This is a genomic window from Parasphingorhabdus halotolerans, from assembly GCF_012516475.1.
GTDB lineage: Bacteria > Pseudomonadota > Alphaproteobacteria > Sphingomonadales > Sphingomonadaceae > Parasphingorhabdus > Parasphingorhabdus halotolerans.
In genome coordinates, this window is sequence record NZ_CP051217.1 from 1,625,895 (window position 1) to 1,644,610 (window position 18,716).

Below are 18,716 nucleotides of genomic sequence, written 5' to 3' on the forward strand. Positions count from 1 at the left end.
GGCCAAAGTTCACATAGTTCACGCCAGCAGACTGTGCGGATTAATCGTCCCGCCAGGGCGGGATCCCGCATCCGCTAAGACTAGTGTCAGTATTTAGGCTTTCGGACTATAGCGGGAAAGCGTCACTTCAGCTTGCTCGCCTTCGAAGGAGCTATGACAGAAGATCTAGTTTACGATCCCTTCCCCCCGGGCTGTGGCAACTTCATAATATCTTCCGAAGTCAGGCGCACATTGGCCAGACCGGTTTCTTCGGTCCATCCGTCATCATATTTTATTTCTAGCCGATCCCCTTGCGTGACAACACGCTCCCCCGATACCAGCGGCCTTGCTTTTTCCAGTTTACGAATACGCGCGATTCCGCAACGATATCATCATCAAGCAGATGTTCTGCTGAAGCCTCCACCAAAAAGCCATTGGCAAGTAACACCCGATAGCCGTTTTCGGTCACACCGAGAATGGTCGCGGGATACCAGAAATCATCTCCTGCCCGATTCACCAGTATTTTTTCACCCTGAACCCGTTGTTTCACCGGCACTGCGGCCCGTTGATAGCCAACCACACATGCTTTGGTTTCCCGCGGCGCAACTGTAATCCGGTAGCTATGGGGAATCTCTTGCTTGAAGCAAATTGGCAATTCAAATGCACCGGGTTCGAATATCCGGATATCCAGATCGAAGCGGTCTTCACCGCGATTCCATCTCACCTTCTGGTTCTTGCCCAGAACCCAGCATTCGCGAGGACGAATCAGGCTTTTGTCGTCAGAGCGATACGCACAGACTTTTACCTTCGTCCCACGCTGATTGACGATTTCTGTTATCTGGGCGCGAATGGGAGTCGATGCGATTGCCAGCACCGAAAACATTACGAAGAAAGCAATCCCGCGCAATTCACTTCACCACATCAAGCCCGGTTGCCTTGGCCAGAAAGGCGTATATATCAGCATATTCCTCAATCAGCTTGTCTGTCGGCTTGCCGCTACCATGGCCAGCCCGCGTTTCGATGCGGATCAGATGTGGTTTATCCCCTGTGTCGAGTGCTTGCAATCTCGCGGTATATTTAAAGCTATGGCCGGGAACGACGCGATCATCCGTATCTGCGGTTGTCACCATTAGCGCCGGATATTCGGTTCCGCTTTTGATATTATGGTAGGGCGAATAGCTGAGCAGCGTTTTAAAGTCCTGCTCCTTGTCGGGGTAGCCGTAATCATCGACCCAATAGCGCCCGGCGGTAAAGCGATCAAATCGCAGCATATCCATAACCCCCACCGCCGCGTGACCCGCAGCAAATAGATCAGGCCGCTGGTTCATAACCGCACCGACCAGCAGACCGCCATTTGAGCGGCCTTCAATGGCAAGGCCGTTCTCCGGCGTGACGCCTTCTGCGATCAGATATTCGCCCGCAGCGATAAAATCATCAAATACATTCTGCTTGTTCTGGAGTCGGCCTCCATCATGCCATGCCTTGCCGTATTCTCCACCGCCGCGCAGATTAGCCGAGGCGAAGACACCACCAGCCTCAATCCACGCCATCCACGCCGGCTTATATTGCGGGAGCACTGAAATGTTGAATCCGCCATAGCCATATAGCAGCGTGGGCGCGCCTTCCGAAAGATCGAGGTCTTTTTTGTGAACCACGAACATCGGGATCTTTGTGCCATCTTTACTTTGATAGAATTGCTGTTTCACCTCGATGGTATCAGGATCAAAGGGGAAATCCGGTTTTGCCCAGATCGCTGACTTTCCTGCATCGGAGAAACTGTAAATCGTCGTCGGCCGGTTAAAACTGCCGAATGCAAAATAGCCGGTTGCGGTTTTGGCTGATCCGTTCAATTCACTCACCGTGCCCAATCCCGGCAAATCAATCAGGCCGACTGGCGTTCCATCAAGCGCAAATACTTCCACCCGGCTTTTGGCATCGTCGATAAAGTCGACATAAAGTTTATCGCCGACGATCGCCGCACTGTCGATAGTTGCGCTATGCTCGGGAACGACCTCAGAAAAGACAAAAACATCTTTCCCGCAGATCGTGGTTTCGGCGTCAGGACCATCGCACATGACATCGCGGCTTTCCAGCTTCGACACGTCGGTTTTAACCACCCGCAGACGTGATGCGTCCTTATTTGTGGTGAAATATAGCGTGTCGCCGATGCCATCGATCAGGCTCCAGCTATAATCAAAACCTTCCACCAGTGTTTGCCGTTTGATTTCGGGGGCATCCACTTTGATCAATGTCATTTCATAGCGGTCATCGGTACCGGACGAAGAGGTAATGATAATCCATTCCTTGTCAGACGTCAGTTCCGCTGAATGATTAAGTTCCGGGCGATCAGGTGTGTCATAGACCTTGTAGTCTTTCGATTGATCGGCCCCGAGCGGGTGAAGATAAATCGCCTGATTTTTATTGAGCGACTGAAAAGTCCCGCCTTCTTTCGGCTTGGGAAAACGCGAATATAAAAAGCCGGTATTTTTCGGCATCCAGGCCAAATTGGTAAATTTCGCCCACTCGACAGTGTCGGTGAGTACTTCGCCTTTTTCGACATCAATAACCTTCAAAGTCCGCCAGTCCGAGCCGCCATCCTGGATAGCATAGACCAGAAACTTGCCATCGCCCGAGGGTTTCCACTCGGCCAACGCGGTCGCGCCATCTGCCGACCAGCTCGCCGGATCAATCAAAACGCGCTCTTTGCCGTCCTTGCCTTCCCGGACGTAAAGGACGGCCTGATTCTGGCCACCACTTTTGCGTTCGTAGAAGAATTTGCCGCCCGCCTCTGTCGGCGCCGATAACGCATCATAATCAAACAGCTTGGTCATTGATGCCGCAAGCACTTCACGGCCTTCGATTGTCTCCAGATAACTGTTGGTGACCGCATTTTGCGCTTTGACCCATGCCGCCACGTCTTCATTTTCGCGAACATCGTTCTCAAGCCAGCGATAAGGATCGGAGATATATTCACCGAATAGTTCATCAACAACATCTACGGTTTTGGTTTCGGGATATGCCAAAATTGTTTCTTCCGTTACGAGATTGCCGGGAGCAGGCGTTTCAATCTGGGCCAATGCAGGAACTGCTAGCAAACCCGATAAGGGAGCGAGTATCAAGAGATGGAAAATGGACTTACGCATTACAATTCCCGAATAAGAAAACCAAAAACAAAAGAGGCCACGAACGTAACGTCCGCAGCCTCCATTATCAATTGAAACTGTATCGCAGATGAAGCGCGTTACGCCTCAGCGAAGTCCTCATCCGCATTCTGGTCCGGACCGCTATCCTGACCCTTGGCATCTTCGTCCCGGTCAACCAGTTCGATAATCGCCATTGGAGCGGCATCCGAAGCGCGGTAACCGGCTTTGATGATGCGCGTATAACCACCGTTACGATCCGCATAACGTTCCGCCAAAACTTCAAAAATCTTCTTTTCCTGCGTTTCATCAAGCAAGCGAGCGTGCGCAAGGCGACGATTGGACAGGCCACCGCGTTTGCCCAGCGTAATCAGTTTTTCAATATACGGCCGCAGTTCCTTCGCCTTTGGCAAGGTCGTCTGGATCTGTTCGTGCTTGATCAGTGCTGCAGACAGGTTTTTCAACAAAGCCTGACGGTGAGCACCGGTCCGCTGCATACGGCGGCCCTTCATTCTATGACGCATATTCTATACTCCGTTCGTTATGGGGCCGTACCAGGTACCCCGTAGCAGGCTGATAAAAGGGTCAGCCAGTTTCCCGTTTAACCCAAAAGCTCTTGCTCAAGCTTCTTGGCCATTTCTTCGATATTTTCAGGCGGCCATCCGGGGATGTCCATGCCGAGACGCAGACCCATTGATGACAGCACTTCCTTGATTTCATTCAAGGACTTGCGACCAAAGTTAGGGGTACGCAACATTTCGGCTTCGGTTTTCTGAACCAGATCGCCAATATAGATGATATTGTCGTTCTTGAGGCAGTTGGCCGAACGCACCGAAAGTTCCAACTCGTCGACTTTCTTGAGAAGATAGCGATTGAGCTGGTTCGCGTCGCTTTCCTGCTGGCTTTGGGTTGCTGCCATACCGATGGGCGAGGACACGGCATCCAGCGCTTCTTCGAAATGCACGAATAGCTGCAACTGGTCCTGGAGAATGCGCGCCGCATAAGCGATCGCATCTTCCGGCGTGACCGTGCCATCGGTTTCGATGGTGAGGTTGAGCTTGTCAAAATCGAGTTCCTGACCAACACGGGCATTGTCGACTTTATAAGACACCTGACGGATTGGCGAATAGAGCGAGTCAACCGGGATCAAACCGATGGGCGCGTCTGCGGGACGATTGGCAACCGCAGGAACATAGCCTTTACCAACATTGACTGTCAGTTCCATGTTCAGCGATGCGCCTTCATCAAGATGGCAGATCACCAGATCAGGGTTCATGATTTCGATATCGCCAGAAACCGCGATATCGCCCGCCTTAACATCAGCAGGTCCAGTTGCGGAAAGCTGCAGACGCTTGGCGTCTTCACCTTCCATCTTGAGCGCAATCTGCTTGATGTTCAGGACAATGTCAGTGACATCTTCACGAACGCCGGGCAGCGATGAAAATTCATGCAGCGCATTTTCGATTTTGATCGAGGTAACCGCAGCGCCTTGCAGCGAAGACAGGAGCACGCGGCGTAGCGCGTTACCCATTGTCAGGCCGAAGCCACGCTCCAAAGGTTCAGCAACAAAAGTGGCTTTACGCTTGGGATCACCGCCGGGTTTAATGTCGAGGACGTTGGGCTTCTTCAGTTCTTGCCAGTTCTTCATATTGACAGTCATGGACTTCCCCTAGTGATTTCAAAGAGTGGTTTGGACCGATACCACTCTGAATTTGCAAAAAATGGACTTTGGCCAGCCAGCCAAGGTCCGGAAACTCAAATGGCTTAGACCCGGCGACGTTTCGACGGACGGACACCATTATGCGGGATCGGCGTAACATCACGGATTGATGTGATGGTAAAACCGACTGCCTGAAGCGCGCGAAGAGCGGATTCACGACCAGAGCCGGGACCTTTTACTTCCACCTCGAGAGTGCGGACACCGTGGTCAGCTGCTTTTTTACCGGCATCTTCCGCTGCAACCTGCGCCGCATAAGGCGTCGATTTACGGGAGCCTTTAAAGCCCATCATGCCCGCAGAAGACCAGCTTATCGCATTGCCCTGTGCATCGGTGATGGTGACCATCGTGTTGTTAAATGTGGCGTTGACGTGCGCTACGCCTGCCGAGATGTTTTTTCGCGCGCTTTTCTTTATGCGCTGCGGTTCGCGTGCCATGTGATAAATTCCTACCTAATATCTTGAAGATAACTGTCAGCAGACAGTTCCTATTTTTTCTTACCGGCAATCGCCTTTGGCTTGCCTTTGCGGGTGCGCGCATTGGTATGCGTACGCTGACCACGAACCGGAAGGCCTTTACGATGACGAAGACCGCGATAGCAGGCCAGATCCATCAAACGCTTGATGTTCATTGCAACTTCACGCCGCAAATCACCTTCAACAGTGTGTTCCGCGTCAATGGTTTCACGAATATGCAAAACTTCCTGATCGGTCAGGTCCTGAACCCGGCGGGCCGGATCAATCTTCAATTTTTCGACAATTTCAGCCGCTTTTGTGCGCCCGATACCGTGAATATAGGTTAGCGCGATAATTACGCGCTTGTTTGTTGGGATATTTACCCCGGCAATACGTGCCAATATATTTCTCCATGCTCCACAGAGGGCGATTCTCTCGGCCTCTATCTCATCGCTAAGTCGTTAAAAACACATCCAAAACGCACAAAACCAGCGGACGCCCAGAAAGCGCTGCCGGTTGTGTTGGATTTCGAATAACTGTCAGATAGGCAGAGTCGCGCGCGCTGTCAATAGCAGTTTTCAGCTGGTCTGCCCGATACCGACCGATCAAGATTGGCGTCAAGTTTTACCCGGAGAAACATAAAAATAGAAATATTATTAACCGAATGTCGATATGATTTTCGGCATGTGGGGACGTTGCCTGTCCAATGCACATAAAGTGCTTGTGGTCCCATTGCTTATCGCGGTCGGGGCTTGCCTCGCTATGCCGGCACATGCCGGGCGTCTGGAGGCCGGCAGTTTTACCGCACATGATACGTCGGCGAATAGCTTGCCGGTACGGGTCAATTTCCAGCAGACGTTTGACACGGTTCCGGTTGTCGTTGCTCTCCTTGGTAATAACGGCTCGGACGCAGCAAAAATACGGATCACAAATGTGTCTACCACCGGGTTTGACGAGCTGATCCTCGAACCCGATAGTTTTGATGGTCCCCATGCTGCTGAAACCATTCACTATCTTGCGGTTGAACCTGGTCGACACGTCCTTCCCGACGGCCGGATTATAGAGGCAGGACTAGCCAGCGTTTCGGCGGTGCAACATGGTAGCGGCGTTGCCGGCCCGGAAAGTTGGGCGTCGGTGTCCTTTTCTGCGCCTTTGCAGGGGACAGCTAGTCTCATCTCCCATATCCAGACCGCCAATAGTGAAACACGGACCGTGGCGAGCCAGAGTTCCCAGCCTTTTTTGACCGCAACAACTCAGAATCTGAGCGCAACCGGATTTCAAGTCGCTCTCGAACGCAGCGAAACCAGCGGCGGGCCGATACCATCATCGGAAACTGTGGGTTGGGTTGCTTTTCCCGCAGGTTTCAGCGGCACCTTCCCCGACATCAGCAGCAGCACCATCACATGGAGCGCGGTCAACAGCGCCAATAATATCCGGGGTTGGGACAATGGCTGTTTCACCAGCAGTTTTGGCCAGACGAGTGCGAGCGCAATCGTCATTGCAAAGAAAAACTCCCACAATGGCGGCGATGGCGGATGGCTGCGTCGATGCAGCCTGAGTAGCACGACAATCGGGTTAACCGTGGATGAGGATACATCGCGCGATACCGAACGCGGCCATATCTCGGAATCAGCTTCGATTATTGCTTTTTCTGGAAGCTTCCACGCCAATTTGCGCCCGAACATATCGGTGAGCAAAACCAGTGTGTCCTTCACTGATACGCTCGGCGGTGGCTTTGCTTTGCCCAGCGCCACCGTCGAATATCTGATATCGGTACAGAACAGCGGTAATGCACCGCCCAATTACAACAGCCTTGTTATAACCGAAGCTTTGCCCGCGCAAATGGCATTGGTGGTCACAGATTTTGGCGGCGGCACGCTCGGGCCTGTGCAATTTCAGGAGGGCTCGCCCGCAAGCGGACTTGTTTACAGTTTCATTGCTTTGGGGAGCACTACGGATTCTATCTCATTCTCGACCGATGGGTTGAATTTCAATTATACTCCGATCGACTCCGGTGATAGTACGGACGCATCAGTCACCCACATCCGGATCACTCCAACCGGTTATTTGGCACCCGACACGGGAAGCGGACCAGCAGGTTTTAATCTCAGGTTACGAGGCAAGATCAAATAATGATCCACCCCTGCTTTTCCCTTGCATAGCGGACAAAAAAACCATCATAGAGACAGCTTGAATGCACGGGGTAGATATGATGGCCACGAGAAATAAATATGACCTTTTTGAAATTGGTGGAACAACCGTAGCGCCTGGGAAAGTCGGCAGCATATCTCTTCCCATCAGTGATCTATCTGCCGGTATGCAAGCCAATCTGGAAGTCCGCGTATTTCATGGCAAGCGCACTGGCCCGACGATTTTTGTCAGCGCCGCCATCCATGGTGATGAAATAATCGGTACGGAGATAATCCGCCGGGTTATGAAAAAACTGAAACCTGCGCGTATGGCTGGAACAGTAATATTCGTTCCGGTGGTCAATATGTTCGGATTCATCACCCATAGCCGCTACCTACCGGACCGCCGCGACCTCAATAGATCTTTTCCTGGTGCCGAAAAGGGATCGCTCGCGTCCCAGCTAGCCCATATTTTCTCAACCGAGATTATAGGGCATTGTTCGCTTGGCATTGATATTCACAGCGCCGCCCTTCACCGCTATAATCTGCCGCAAATCAGGATCGCTTCGGGCAATGCGGAACTGAAAGAACTAGCGCTTGAGTTTGGCGCGCCTGTCATGATCGAAGCAGAGCTGCGGCCGGGCTCCTTGCGGGCATTGGCAAGAGAGGCGGGCGTTGACATGCTCCTTATGGAAGCAGGTGAAGCACTACGATTTGATGAATATTCGGTGCTTACCGGGGTAAACGGCATCCTGCGCGTACTCAAAAAGCTGGAGATGATAGAAACAAAACGGCTCGGCAAACGCGGCGCACCCTCAGCGCAGGCAACCCGCACGCTCTGGCTGCGCTCAAGCAAAGGCGGGATTTGCAGACTCGTCGCGCCGTCCGGCACTAAGGTGCATGTGGGGGATGCCGTAGCCTATATCAGCGATATTTTTGGCGAAGGTGAGGAAGAAATCACATCCCCCATTGACGGTATTGTAATCGGCCACAGCAATCTGCCGGTGGTCAATCAAGGGGATGCGCTACTGCATATCGCACAAGTACGCGTGTTTGATACGGTCGGTGAAAGACTGGAAAAAATTGAAGATGCCATCACCAGCGACCAGCTGCTCGACGAGGATGAGGTTATTTAGCCCTTACCTTTGGTCTTGGTCTTGCCCTTCACGGCGTTTTTTTCGATAAATTCGATAATTTTGCCCGCGACATCAAGGCCCGTTGCGCCTTCCAGTCCTTCAATTCCTGGCGAGCTGTTTACTTCCATGATCACCGGGCCGTGATTGGCGCGCAAAATATCGACGCCGGCCACGTTAAGACCCATGACCTTCGCGGCGCGGATAGCGGTTGACCGTTCCTCTGGCGTAATCTTGATCATTTTGGCCGAACCACCACGGTGCAGGTTGGAGCGGAAATCGCCCTCTGCTCCGGTCCGCATCATCGCCGCAACGACTTTGCCGCCAATCACGAAAATACGCAAATCGCTGGACCCTGCTTCCTTGATAAATTCCTGCACCAGGATGTTCACATTCACGCCGCGAAAAGCCTCGATAACCGATTTCGCCGAATTATGGGTTTCGCCAAGCACCACGCCGATACCCTGAGTACCTTCAAGCAGCTTGATAACCACAGGAGAACCGCCCGCAATCTTGATCACTTCGTCAGTCTGCTTGGGATCGTGCGCAAATGCAGTAACCGGCAGGCCAAGACCGTGCTTGGCAAAAATTTGCATGGAACGCAGCTTGTCGCGCGAACGACCGATCGCGACGCTCTCGTTGAGTGGCCAGACACCGGCCATTTCAAACTGGCGCAATACTGCCAGACCGTAGTGGGTGATGGACGCGCCGATACGAGGAATAACCGCTTCATATCCGCTCAAGGTCTCACCGCGATAGAGAATCGTCGGGCGGTGGGATGTGATATTCATCGTACATTGCAATGTGTTGATGACGTCCAGCGTGTGCCCGCGTTCCTCGGCTGCCTCGACCAGACGCTTATGGGAGTAAAGTTTTGCATTCCGGGCAAGCATTGCGATTTTCATATTTTTTCTTTCTTTAATGGACGATTGTCTGGCCGTCCAAGCATCCAGCGTTTACCGCAATTGACCAGAAAACCGCGCCGAAGTGCGCGGCGACCGATCAGCATGGGGAATGCCATGGACTGCCTGTTTGCCAGAGTGATGTGACCAGCCCAGGTAAGCGGGCCCAGAGTTATTAATGTCTCTATTACATATCTTTGCTCGATTTTACCATTAGAACTTTTGATCGCCCGGTGATCATAAACCCTTGACTCACACTCTTGCGCAGCGTGTTCCGGCGATTTCGGTATAGTGAAACGGACCCACTCCTCTCCGTTCTTTTCAAAAGGCTGAATTCTAACGGCATGCAAGGAAGATGTACGCGCGCCGCTATCTATCTTGGCATGAAGTTTTCTTTGACCGAAATCGGGGAGATCAACCAGTTCACACCAGCCTATTTCACACGGCTGCTTGAGCTTCCGGCGGAGTTTTTTCGGAGCAGTTGCTATCGGTTTTGCCATCGGCCAATCATGTGGCCGATGGCACTATTTTGCGCAAGAAAATTGTCGTTTAGACGACGCCGTAAGCCAGCATCGCGTCAGCCACTTTCTTGAAGCCCGCGATATTCGCGCCCTTCACATAGTCAACATAGCCATCCCCCTGATCGCCATATTCGACGCATTTCCCGTGGATGCCTTCCATCAGCTCGGTCAGCATCTCGCCAAGCCGCGCATGGTTCCAGCTGATCCGCTCGGCGTTCTGGCTCATTTCCAGACCCGAAACCGCAACGCCGCCTGCGTTAGCAGCCTTGCCCGGGCCGTACATAATCTTGGCATCGTGGAACACATGGACACCTTCCAGCGTGGTCGGCATATTCGCGCCTTCAGACACCGCTATCACACCATTGGAGACTAGCATTTTCGCTTCGTCTTCATTGAGTTCATTCTGGGTTGCGCAAGGCAGCGCCAAATCACAGGCAACGCTCCAGGGCCGCTTACCTTCGTGATACGATGCGCCCTTGAACTCGTCACAATATTCCGAGATCCGTCCGCGCTTGACGTTCTTGAGATTCTTGATCCAATCAATCTTCTCCTGATTAATGCCATCAGGATCGTGGATGAAGCCGCCGCTGTCTGACAAGGTCAGCACCTTGCCGCCCTGTTTGGTAATCTGCTCGGCCGCATGGGTCGCCACATTGCCGGAACCGGAAATCACCGCAGTCTTGCCTTCAATCACGTCCTTCTTGTGCTTGAGCATGTTCTCCATGAAATAGACCGCGCCATAGCCGGTTGCCTCGGGCCGCATTTGAGAGCCGCCATATTCCAGGCCTTTTCCGGTCAGCACGCCCTCCCAGCGATTTGTGATCCGCTTATACTGGCCAAACATATAGCCGATTTCACGACCGCCCACGCCAATGTCACCAGCAGGAACATCTGTATCAGGGCCGATATGACGATAGAGCTCGGTCATAAATGATTGGCAGAAGCGCATGACTTCCGCGTCCGATTTACCCTTGGGGTTGAAATTTGCACCGCCTTTTCCGCCGCCCATGGGCAAGCCGGTCAGCGAGTTTTTGAAGGTCTGCTCAAAAGCGAGAAATTTGAGAACGCTTTCGGTTACACTGGGGTGAAAACGGATGCCGCCCTTATAAGGCCCAATCGCATTATTGTTCTGGATGCGATAACCGCGCTGCACGCGAACATTGTGATTATCATCTTCCCAGCAGACGCGGAAGGAAATAACCCTGTCGGGCTCGGCAATTCGCCGTAATATCTGTGCGCTGTGATATTGTTCTTTATCTTCGATAAACTCAAAGACGTCCTGCGCCACTTCCTGAACCGCTTGCACGAATTCTGGTTGTCCGGGATTGCGCTTTTTTACGCCCCCGATAAAAGTTTCTAAATCTACATGATCGGATACGGCCATTGCCCCACTCCCTTAGGTGAAATTCAGCGGACCCGATTTTTTGACATGATTTCCTCGAATCACATCAAATTATAAATCTATAATAGAGCCATTTCTCCAATTTGGTAAAGCCTTGATATTCAGACGAATATTAATTCTCGTCTTCGTTAGGCGCAGGGGCAGCATCGCTTGCACTTTCGCTCTCAATATCGGAAGCAAAAAGCGCAGCCAGTCGGGTCAATTGCTCACCGATAACGCCATCAACCGCCGGGGCAATCTGGTCCATCGGAAACTCCATATAGCCACCTACTTTGTAAGTAAATTGCACCACGGTTGCATCGCCATCGGGCTTTAACTCAATCGTCAGGGTGCCTGAGAGCGCTTCTCCCTGCAACGGTCCGAGGGCGCCAGACATGCGGAGTGTTTCATTTTTATTGACGAAAATCACGCGCATGTGCTGAACGCTGCCGCTGGATGATTTGATATTATCCTCACTGGTCTTGCGGATCAGTTCGCAAAAACACCCACCGGCTTGTGGAACCAGATAGAAGTTCTCGGCATTGCCCGACCAACTATGCGCGCCGCTCCACCAGCGCGACGGTGCAATCAGATTTGCCCAGATGTCATCTGGAGTGGCTTGGACGGACGCTTGATGTTTCACCGTGAAGCCATTGGGCGCAGTGTTGGTTATCTCGGCATTTGCGGGCATCGCAAAGCCAGCCGCCGCAATCAGCGCTAATACTATTCTTATCATTTTGCTTCTCCCTGTTCCCGGCTACCAGCTAACGGCATCAAGGATGAGAAATCAACCCGGTCTGATGTTATTGGCCACTGCGGCGCTGATCAATCAACCCAAGGCGCGGCACGACCACGTTCGGGGCCAAAATTGCTCCGGGCGCGATAACTGCATTCCCTAATAGCCGCTCAACTCGTCCGGCCAGTTTTCAATCGCTCGGGCGATATACATTATGTCTTCAGCACGGCCTCAATAGCATCGGTGACCTGCGCCATGCTGCCCATGCCGTCCACTTTGCGGACGATGCCGCGCTTTTCGTAGATTGGCAGGATCGGCGCGGTTTTGCCGCGATATTCCTGCATCCGGGTGCGGACCGTTTCCTCGTTATCATCCGGCCGGCGTTTAAATTCCGTCGAGCCACATTCATCGCAAACGCCTTCCTGGGCAGGTTGCTTGAACTTGTCGTGATAGCCAGCGCCGCAATTGCCGCAGGTGAAGCGGCCTGTAATCCGTTCCACCAGCGCATCTTCATCGACTGCCAGTTCAATGACATAAGACAATTTGCGCCCACGCGCGGAAAGGATTTCATCGAGTGACACAGCTTGCGCCGCAGTACGCGGATAGCCATCAAAAATAACGCCCTGATCGGGGCCAAGTTCATCCAGCTTGTCACCGATAATGCCGGAAACCACTTCATCGGGAACCAACTCGCCAGCGTCCATAAGTGATTTGGCCTTGAGCCCCACTTCGGTACCAGCTTTGACAGCGGCCCGCAGCATATCGCCGGTAGAGAGTTGCACCATCGCATGCTCATCTTCAAGACGCCCAGCCTGTGTGCCTTTGCCAGCCCCCGGCGGTCCCAACAAGATGATGTCCATGCGTTTGCCCCTATTTTTGTGTCAGGTGGTTTTGATGACTCGCCTAGCGTTTGCGCCGACCGCCCTTGAGTTTCGCTTTTTTCAGCAGATCGCCATATTGCAGCGCGAGCAAATGGCTCTGGATTTGGGTCACTGTATCAACCGTTACGTTGACCACAATCAGCAAGCTGGTGCCGCCGAGGAAGAATAGCGGCAAATTGGTTTGCGCCATCACATATTCCGGAAGCACACAGACGAAGGCCAGATAGGCCGCGCCAACGACAGTGATCCGCGTCAAAACATAATCGAGATAATCGGCTGTGTTTTTGCCGGGACGAATGCCGGGAACGAAACCACCATTTTTCTTGAGGTTCTCGGCTGTCTCTTCGGGGTTGAAAACAACCGCAGTGTAAAAGAAACAGAAGAAGACAATACCCGATGCATAGAGCAGCATATAGAGCGGCTGGCCGTGGGCGAGATATTGGTTCAATGCGATGATGAAATCACCAAAAGCACTTTCGCCTTGGGTGGTGTTGCCGGCAAACTGGCTGATTGTCAGTGGCATCAGCAGTAGCGACGAAGCAAAAATCGGCGGGATGACACCAGCGGTGTTCACTTTAAGCGGCAAATGGCTGCGATCCGCCTGCATCACCCCATTTTGCGTGGCGCGTTTGGGATATTGTATCAGCACACGTCTCTGGGCTCGCTCCATAAAGCTGATGAAAAGGATCAATCCGATCACCATACCAAGTAGGCCAAGAATAAGTACGGGGCCATAAGAGCCGGTGCGGCTGCCTTCCATAAGGTTACCGACAAAGCGCGGCATTTGCGCAACAATACCGGCCATGATGATCAGCGAGATACCGTTGCCGATACCGCGACTGGTAATCTGTTCGCCCAGCCACATCAGGAACAGTGTTCCGCCGACAAGGCTGATAACTGCACCTACGCGGAAACCTATGCCCGGCATAACCACGGCTTGAAGACCGGATTGCGAAGCAAAGCTTTCAAGCCCGACCGCAATAAAATAACCCTGCACGGCGGTTAGACCAACCGTACCATAGCGGGTATATTGGTTGAGTTTCTTGCGGCCTGCTTCGCCGTCTTTCTTGATAGCGGCGAGAGTGGGAGACAGTGCTGCTGCCAATTGCACCACAATAGAGGCGGTAATATATGGCATGACGCCCAGGGCGATAAGGCTCATACGTTCCAGCGAACCACCGGAGAAGGTGTTGAAAATATCAAGCACGCCGCCCTGGGTCTGCTTGTACAGATCTGCCAATACAACGGGATCGACACCTGGAAGCGGAACAAAGCTCAGCAAACGGAAAATAACCAGCGCGCCCAGTGTAAACCAGATGCGTTGACGCAATTCAGTCGCTTCGCCAAATTTGGAAAGACTGAGATTTGCTGCGACTTGATCGGCTCTTGATGCCATCGTTAAACTTCCTTGCCCCGCTTCTTGTAAGCATGTTTCAGCTCACATCTATGCATCGGTCCCATATCGGATGTTGCCGCGCCAAAAACAAGGCTCTTAGGCATCAACTCGCCGCGACCGCTCATCACGACATGGGCTAAAAAATAGAAAAACCCCGCCTAACATCAAAGTCAGGCGGGGTTTTTAGTCACCGAGTTCAAGCCTTCTTTTTGGCTTTGTTCGCTGCTTTTTTCGCTGCTTTTTTCTCGGCGGCAGGCTTGGAAGGAGTGGCCTTCTTTTCGCCTTTAGGACGACGCTCGCCGCCTGCTGCCAATATTTCGACCTTGCCGCCCGCTTTTTCAACAGCTTCAACCGCCGCCTTGGAAGCACCAGCCACCGAAATGGTTATTTTGGCTGTCAACTCGCCTTTGGCCAGCAAACGAACACCGTCTTTGCCGCCGCGCGCCAGGCCTGCTTCTTTCAAAGCCGCGTGATCAAGCGTGCCTTTGTTGGCGAGACGTTTGCTGTCGATGAATTTCTGGATCATGCCAAGATTCACTTCAGCATAATCGGTACCGAACGGGTTGTTAAAACCGCGCTTTGGCAGACGCATGTGAAGCGGCATCTGGCCGCCTTCAAAGCCTTTAATCGCTACACCGGAACGGGATTTTTGACCTTTTTGGCCGCGTCCAGCAGTCTTACCTTTGCCGGAACCGATACCACGGCCGACGCGCATGCGTGACTTGCGTGCGCCGTCATTGTCTCTAAGTTCGTTTAATTTCATGTCGTGTACTCGCTTTCGCTTTTATTCGCACGGTTGAATTGGGATGATTATCCTTCAACAACCTCTACCAGATGATGCACCTTGCGGATCATGCCGCGTACTTCGGGTGAATCTTCCAGTTCGGAAACCCGGTGCATCTTGTTCAAGCCCAGACCGATCAGCGTTTTGCGCTGGTCATTTGGACGGCGGATGGGTGATCCCACCTGTTTGATTTTCACTTTAGCCATATCGCTTACTCCGTTACAGCCGCAGCTTCGGCTTTCGCCTCTGCTTCAGAAGCACCCCCGCGACCCAGCAAATCGGTAACTTTCTTACCGCGACGCTGAGAAACCGCTTTCGGGCTGGTCTGCTCACCAAGCGCTGCAAAGGTCGCCCGGATCATGTTATATGGGTTAGCAGTGCCGTTAGACTTGGTAACCACATCGGCAACACCAAGGCTTTCAAAAACAGCGCGCATTGGACCACCAGCAATAATGCCGGTTCCTGGAGGCGCTGAACGCACGGTCACGTTACCGGCGCCAAAACGACCGGTACCGTCATGGTGCAATGTCCGGCCTTCTTTCAAAGGCACACGAACCATGGCTTTTTTGGCCGCTGCAGTCGCTTTTGTAATAGCTTCAGGCACTTCGCGCGCCTTGCCCTTACCGAAGCCTGCACGGCCTTTGCCATCACCGACGATGACCAGAGCAGCAAAACCAAAGCGTTTGCCGCCTTTTACGGTTTTGGAAACACGGTTGATGTGAACCAGTTTCTCGATCAGCTCTTCGCCGCCGTCATTATTCCCGCGACCACCACGTCCGCCATCACGGCCTCCGCGATTATTACCGCCACGGTTGTTACCGCCTGGGCCACCACCACGGTTTCCACCGCGATTATCGCCGCCGCGACCCTGACGTTCAGGACCGCCAGTTTTATTTTCAGGTGCTACAGCTGCTTCAGGCTGATTGCCTTCACCAGTGGTCCCCGGCTGTGCTGCACCTTCAGGTGTTGTTTTCTCATCAGCCATATTAAAACTCCAATCCGCCTTCACGTGCTGCGTCGGCCAGAGCCTTCACACGTCCGTGATACAGAAACCCGCCACGGTCAAAAATTACTTCTTTTACGCCAGCTTTTTTCGCAGCTTCTGCTACCCGTTTGCCAACATCTGCAGCCGCTTTGCTGTCAGCGCCGGTTTTTACTTTAGACGCCTTGTCGATGGTCGAAGCCGCAGCCACAGTTTTGCCCTCGGCATCATCAATAACCTGCGCATAGATATGGCGGCTTGTGCGATGAATGGACAAACGAGGCTTGGAGAGCCCGCGCTTCCGCAGTTTGCTGCGAACGCGTTGCTGGCGCCGTTTGAATTGAGAAATTTTGGCCATGACCTATTTCTTCTTCCCTTCTTTGCGGAAAACATATTCGCCGCGATATTTAATGCCCTTGCCTTTATATGGCTCGGGTTTGCGCCAGCGCCGGATTTCTGCGGCAACCTGACCAACCTGCTGTTTATCAATACCCGAAATCTCGACCGTGGTCTGATCTGGAGTCTTGATCGTAATGCCTTCCGGAATAGGGAAGTTCACATCATGACTATAACCAAGCTGCAAGTTGAGGGTCTTGCCCTGAACCGCTGCACGATAACCAACGCCGGTAATTTCGAGGACTTTGGTAAAGCCTTCGGTGACGCCGTCGACAAGATTTTGAACCAGGGTACGCTGCATGCCCCAATAGGAACGCGCAGTTTTTGACTTGTTGGCAGGCGTTACCTGCAAACCGCCATCACCCAATTCATAGGACAGGTCATCAACCATCGGGGTCGTTAGCTCGCCCTTTGGTCCTTTGACCTTGACCAGGCCGTCTTCCATGCTGGCTGTTACGCCATCAGGAATTGCTACTGCTTTTTTTCCGATACGGGACATGATTAGAATACCTCAGCCAGTACTTCGCCGCCGACATTTTGCTGGCGCGCTTCTGCGTCAGACAAAACACCTTTTGGCGTGGATACGATTGTGATGCCCAAGCCATTGCGAACCGTTGGCAGCTCATCAGAGCCACTGTAGATCCGGCGACCGGGCTTTGAAACGCGAGCTACGTGGCGGATCGCCGGCTCGCCTTCAAAATATTTCAGTTCAATACGAAGACCAGGGTGTTTGTTCACCTCTTCTTCGCTGTAGCCACGAATATAACCTTCGCGCTGCAAAACTTCGAGAACTGCACCACGCAATTTGGACGCAGGGGTTACGACGCTGTCTTTGCGTGCCTGTTGTCCGTTGCGGATGCGGGTGAGCATGTCACCCAAGGGATCGGTAAAAGCCATATTATCTTCCCTTTACCAGCTTGATTTCGTTACGCCGGGGATCAGGCCATGGTTGGCCATGTCGCGCAGCTCAATGCGGCAGAGACGGAACTTGCGGTAATAGCCGCGAGGACGTCCTGTGGTTTCACAGCGGTTACGCACGCGGGTTGGGTTACCGTTGCGCGGGATTTCCGCCATTTTGAGGCGCGCCATCAACCGCTCGGTCTCGTCAAGAGACTGATCGTTGGCCATCGCCTTCAACTTCGCATAACGACCGGCATATTTCTTCACCAGCTTCTTGCGACGTTCGTTTTTATTAATGGAACTCAGTTTCGCCATGACTTAAGTTCTCTTCCTTTCTTGCGTGTCCCGGCAACAGCCTGAGACGGAGTAAAATGGTTCGGCCCTATGCCGCTGCTTTTGCTTCTGCTTCTTCTTCTTTCGGGAACGGGAAACCGAAAAGTTTCAACAGTTCGCGCGCTTCGTCGTCGGTTTTCGCCGTTGTCGTAACGATCACGTCCATGCCGCGTACGACATCGATGTCGTCATATGCGATTTCCGGAAAAACGATCTGCTCTTTGAGGCCCATCGCGAAGTTGCCGCGACCATCAAAGCTTTTCGGGTTCAAACCACGGAAATCCCGGATACGAGGCATGGCAACTGTAATCAGCCGATCAAGAAACTCATACATCCGCTCACGGCGCAGGGTAACTTTACAACCAATCGGCATGCCTTCACGCAACTTGAACGTCGCGATCGAGGTTTTGGCCGTGGTAATCACCGGCTTCTGGCCAGCAATCAATTCCATTTCCTCAGCCGCCTTGGTCGTTTTTTTCTTATCCTGGCTACCTTCACCGACGCCCATGTTCAGCGTAATTTTGCTGATCTTTGGAACTTCCATGTGGTTGGAATAGTTGAATTTCTCTTGCATCGCCTTGATGATGTCGTCGTCATATTTTTTGCGCATGCGGGCTACATATTTATCAGCCATCGACTTTCTCCCCGGACTTGACAGCTACACGCTGCATTTTTCCGTCTTTTGACTTTTCAAAGCGAACTCGCGTTGGCTTGCCGTCTTTCGGATCCGCCAAAGCCACTTTGCTGATATGCATCGGTGCTTCACGGCGTTCCAGACCACCTTGCGGATTGGCCTGGGTCGGTTTGCGGTGACGAATGGCAACATTCGCACCAGCGACAATCACTTTGCTATCTTTTGGCATGACCTTCGTCACTTCACCGGATTTGCCTTTGTCCTTGCCGGACAGGACAACAACGGTGTCGCCCTTTTTAATCTTTGCATTGGCCATG

General features: G+C 52.6%; 23 protein-coding genes. 2 read left to right on the forward strand and 21 right to left on the reverse strand.

The window, feature by feature from the left end:
- Nucleotides 1-277: 277 nt before the first annotated feature.
- From HF685_RS07830 to rpsM, 6 genes are all read right to left on the reverse strand, one after another.
- Nucleotides 278-886: a hypothetical protein gene (locus HF685_RS07830; RefSeq protein ID WP_168819084.1), complete on the reverse strand. Its 609-nt coding sequence runs from the start codon at nucleotides 884-886 to the stop codon at nucleotides 278-280.
- 1 nt (nucleotide 887) lies between these two features.
- Complete coding sequence (locus HF685_RS07835; protein WP_168819085.1) at nucleotides 888-3,122, reverse strand: prolyl oligopeptidase family serine peptidase; 2,235 nt, start codon at nucleotides 3,120-3,122, stop codon at nucleotides 888-890.
- Nucleotides 3,123-3,220: 98 nt separating this feature from the next.
- Nucleotides 3,221-3,643, reverse strand: coding sequence for a 50S ribosomal protein L17 (rplQ, locus tag HF685_RS07840; RefSeq protein WP_168819086.1), 423 nt, complete (start codon nucleotides 3,641-3,643; stop codon nucleotides 3,221-3,223).
- Nucleotides 3,644-3,720: 77 nt separating this feature from the next.
- A complete protein-coding gene (locus tag HF685_RS07845; RefSeq protein WP_168819087.1) occupies nucleotides 3,721-4,779 on the reverse strand; it encodes a DNA-directed RNA polymerase subunit alpha in 1,059 nt (352 codons plus the stop codon).
- A 104-nt stretch (nucleotides 4,780-4,883) separates the two neighbouring features.
- On the reverse strand, nucleotides 4,884-5,273 hold the full coding sequence (rpsK, locus tag HF685_RS07850) for a 30S ribosomal protein S11 (protein ID WP_067198370.1): 390 nt from the start codon (nucleotides 5,271-5,273) through the stop codon (nucleotides 4,884-4,886).
- Between the two features lie 50 nt (nucleotides 5,274-5,323).
- Nucleotides 5,324-5,692, reverse strand: a complete 369-nt coding sequence (rpsM, locus tag HF685_RS07855) for a 30S ribosomal protein S13 (RefSeq protein WP_168819088.1) — start codon at nucleotides 5,690-5,692, stop codon at nucleotides 5,324-5,326.
- Nucleotides 5,693-5,963: 271 nt separating this feature from the next.
- Between rpsM and HF685_RS07860 the strand changes: the two genes are divergently transcribed.
- Together HF685_RS07860 and HF685_RS07865 are read left to right on the forward strand one after the other, a co-directional pair.
- Nucleotides 5,964-7,424: an H-type lectin domain-containing protein gene (locus HF685_RS07860; RefSeq protein WP_168819089.1), complete on the forward strand. Its 1,461-nt coding sequence runs from the start codon at nucleotides 5,964-5,966 to the stop codon at nucleotides 7,422-7,424.
- A 76-nt stretch (nucleotides 7,425-7,500) separates the two neighbouring features.
- Nucleotides 7,501-8,556 (forward strand): succinylglutamate desuccinylase/aspartoacylase family protein, encoded by a 1,056-nt coding sequence (locus HF685_RS07865; RefSeq protein ID WP_246218807.1) that lies wholly within the window; start codon nucleotides 7,501-7,503, stop codon nucleotides 8,554-8,556.
- Here HF685_RS07865 and rimK read toward each other — a convergent pair.
- The 15 genes from rimK to rplX form a co-directional block, all read right to left on the reverse strand.
- Nucleotides 8,553-9,458 carry a 30S ribosomal protein S6--L-glutamate ligase gene (rimK, locus tag HF685_RS07870; protein WP_168819090.1) on the reverse strand — a complete coding sequence of 302 codons (906 nt, stop codon included), beginning with the start codon at nucleotides 9,456-9,458 and terminating at the stop codon, nucleotides 8,553-8,555. The genes HF685_RS07865 and rimK overlap by 4 nt on opposite strands.
- Nucleotides 9,455-9,955, reverse strand: a complete 501-nt coding sequence (locus HF685_RS07875) for an ATP-dependent zinc protease family protein (protein ID WP_168819091.1) — start codon at nucleotides 9,953-9,955, stop codon at nucleotides 9,455-9,457. The genes rimK and HF685_RS07875 overlap by 4 nt, the downstream gene beginning before the upstream one ends.
- Before the next feature lie 49 nt (nucleotides 9,956-10,004).
- Nucleotides 10,005-11,360 carry an NADP-specific glutamate dehydrogenase gene (gene gdhA, locus HF685_RS07880; RefSeq protein WP_168819092.1) on the reverse strand — a complete coding sequence of 452 codons (1,356 nt, stop codon included), beginning with the start codon at nucleotides 11,358-11,360 and terminating at the stop codon, nucleotides 10,005-10,007.
- Between the two features lie 130 nt (nucleotides 11,361-11,490).
- A complete protein-coding gene (locus tag HF685_RS07885; RefSeq protein WP_168819094.1) occupies nucleotides 11,491-12,093 on the reverse strand; it encodes an SRPBCC family protein in 603 nt (200 codons plus the stop codon).
- 212 nt (nucleotides 12,094-12,305) lie between these two features.
- Nucleotides 12,306-12,953: an adenylate kinase gene (locus HF685_RS07890; protein WP_168819096.1), complete on the reverse strand. Its 648-nt coding sequence runs from the start codon at nucleotides 12,951-12,953 to the stop codon at nucleotides 12,306-12,308.
- A gap of 43 nt (nucleotides 12,954-12,996) precedes the next feature.
- A complete protein-coding gene (secY, locus tag HF685_RS07895) occupies nucleotides 12,997-14,370 on the reverse strand; it encodes a preprotein translocase subunit SecY (protein ID WP_168819098.1) in 1,374 nt (457 codons plus the stop codon).
- A gap of 196 nt (nucleotides 14,371-14,566) precedes the next feature.
- Nucleotides 14,567-15,133, reverse strand: coding sequence for a 50S ribosomal protein L15 (rplO, locus tag HF685_RS07900; protein WP_168819099.1), 567 nt, complete (start codon nucleotides 15,131-15,133; stop codon nucleotides 14,567-14,569).
- Between the two features lie 47 nt (nucleotides 15,134-15,180).
- Nucleotides 15,181-15,360, reverse strand: a complete 180-nt coding sequence (rpmD, locus tag HF685_RS07905; protein ID WP_168819101.1) for a 50S ribosomal protein L30 — start codon at nucleotides 15,358-15,360, stop codon at nucleotides 15,181-15,183.
- Nucleotides 15,361-15,365: 5 nt separating this feature from the next.
- Nucleotides 15,366-16,139 carry a 30S ribosomal protein S5 gene (gene rpsE / locus HF685_RS07910; protein ID WP_168819103.1) on the reverse strand — a complete coding sequence of 258 codons (774 nt, stop codon included), beginning with the start codon at nucleotides 16,137-16,139 and terminating at the stop codon, nucleotides 15,366-15,368.
- A gap of 1 nt (nucleotide 16,140) precedes the next feature.
- Nucleotides 16,141-16,494, reverse strand: coding sequence for a 50S ribosomal protein L18 (gene rplR, locus HF685_RS07915; protein WP_168819105.1), 354 nt, complete (start codon nucleotides 16,492-16,494; stop codon nucleotides 16,141-16,143).
- 3 nt (nucleotides 16,495-16,497) lie between these two features.
- Nucleotides 16,498-17,031, reverse strand: a complete 534-nt coding sequence (rplF, locus tag HF685_RS07920) for a 50S ribosomal protein L6 (RefSeq protein ID WP_168819107.1) — start codon at nucleotides 17,029-17,031, stop codon at nucleotides 16,498-16,500.
- 2 nt (nucleotides 17,032-17,033) lie between these two features.
- The gene (gene rpsH / locus HF685_RS07925) at nucleotides 17,034-17,429 is read right to left on the reverse strand and encodes a 30S ribosomal protein S8 (protein ID WP_168819109.1); all 396 of its coding nucleotides are present in this window, start codon (nucleotides 17,427-17,429) and stop codon (nucleotides 17,034-17,036) included.
- A 12-nt stretch (nucleotides 17,430-17,441) separates the two neighbouring features.
- Complete coding sequence (gene rpsN / locus HF685_RS07930; protein ID WP_168819111.1) at nucleotides 17,442-17,747, reverse strand: 30S ribosomal protein S14; 306 nt, start codon at nucleotides 17,745-17,747, stop codon at nucleotides 17,442-17,444.
- Between the two features lie 67 nt (nucleotides 17,748-17,814).
- Entirely contained in the window at nucleotides 17,815-18,399 is a 585-nt protein-coding gene (rplE, locus tag HF685_RS07935; protein WP_168819113.1) for a 50S ribosomal protein L5, read from the reverse strand.
- Entirely contained in the window at nucleotides 18,392-18,715 is a 324-nt protein-coding gene (gene rplX / locus HF685_RS07940) for a 50S ribosomal protein L24 (protein ID WP_168819115.1), read from the reverse strand. Before rplX ends, rplE begins: the two co-directional genes overlap by 8 nt.
- Between the last annotated feature and the right edge of the window lies 1 nt (nucleotide 18,716).

Bases quoted from the DNA above. Each gene is read 5' to 3' on its own strand.
- HF685_RS07835 (WP_168819085.1), bottom strand. From the start codon at position 3,122: ATGCGTAAGTCCATTTTCCATCTCTTGATACTCGCTCCCTTATCGGGT.
- rplQ (WP_168819086.1), bottom strand. From the start codon at position 3,643: ATGCGTCATAGAATGAAGGGCCGCCGTATGCAGCGGACCGGTGCTCAC.
- HF685_RS07845 (WP_168819087.1), bottom strand. From the start codon at position 4,779: ATGACTGTCAATATGAAGAACTGGCAAGAACTGAAGAAGCCCAACGTC.
- rpsK (WP_067198370.1), bottom strand. From the start codon at position 5,273: ATGGCACGCGAACCGCAGCGCATAAAGAAAAGCGCGCGAAAAAACATC.
- HF685_RS07860 (WP_168819089.1), top strand. From the start codon at position 5,964: ATGATTTTCGGCATGTGGGGACGTTGCCTGTCCAATGCACATAAAGTG.
- HF685_RS07865 (WP_246218807.1), top strand. From the start codon at position 7,501: ATGATGGCCACGAGAAATAAATATGACCTTTTTGAAATTGGTGGAACA.
- rimK (WP_168819090.1), bottom strand. From the start codon at position 9,458: ATGAAAATCGCAATGCTTGCCCGGAATGCAAAACTTTACTCCCATAAG.
- HF685_RS07875 (WP_168819091.1), bottom strand. From the start codon at position 9,955: ATGGCAAAACCGATAGCAACTGCTCCGAAAAAACTCCGCCGGAAGCTC.
- gdhA (WP_168819092.1), bottom strand. From the start codon at position 11,360: ATGGCCGTATCCGATCATGTAGATTTAGAAACTTTTATCGGGGGCGTA.
- HF685_RS07885 (WP_168819094.1), bottom strand. From the start codon at position 12,093: ATGATAAGAATAGTATTAGCGCTGATTGCGGCGGCTGGCTTTGCGATG.
- HF685_RS07890 (WP_168819096.1), bottom strand. From the start codon at position 12,953: ATGGACATCATCTTGTTGGGACCGCCGGGGGCTGGCAAAGGCACACAG.
- secY (WP_168819098.1), bottom strand. From the start codon at position 14,370: ATGGCATCAAGAGCCGATCAAGTCGCAGCAAATCTCAGTCTTTCCAAA.
- rplO (WP_168819099.1), bottom strand. From the start codon at position 15,133: ATGAAATTAAACGAACTTAGAGACAATGACGGCGCACGCAAGTCACGC.
- rpmD (WP_168819101.1), bottom strand. From the start codon at position 15,360: ATGGCTAAAGTGAAAATCAAACAGGTGGGATCACCCATCCGCCGTCCA.
- rpsE (WP_168819103.1), bottom strand. From the start codon at position 16,139: ATGGCTGATGAGAAAACAACACCTGAAGGTGCAGCACAGCCGGGGACC.
- rplR (WP_168819105.1), bottom strand. From the start codon at position 16,494: ATGGCCAAAATTTCTCAATTCAAACGGCGCCAGCAACGCGTTCGCAGC.
- rplF (WP_168819107.1), bottom strand. From the start codon at position 17,031: ATGTCCCGTATCGGAAAAAAAGCAGTAGCAATTCCTGATGGCGTAACA.
- rpsH (WP_168819109.1), bottom strand. From the start codon at position 17,429: ATGGCTTTTACCGATCCCTTGGGTGACATGCTCACCCGCATCCGCAAC.
- rpsN (WP_168819111.1), bottom strand. From the start codon at position 17,747: ATGGCGAAACTGAGTTCCATTAATAAAAACGAACGTCGCAAGAAGCTG.
- rplE (WP_168819113.1), bottom strand. From the start codon at position 18,399: ATGGCTGATAAATATGTAGCCCGCATGCGCAAAAAATATGACGACGAC.
- rplX (WP_168819115.1), bottom strand. From the start codon at position 18,715: ATGGCCAATGCAAAGATTAAAAAGGGCGACACCGTTGTTGTCCTGTCC.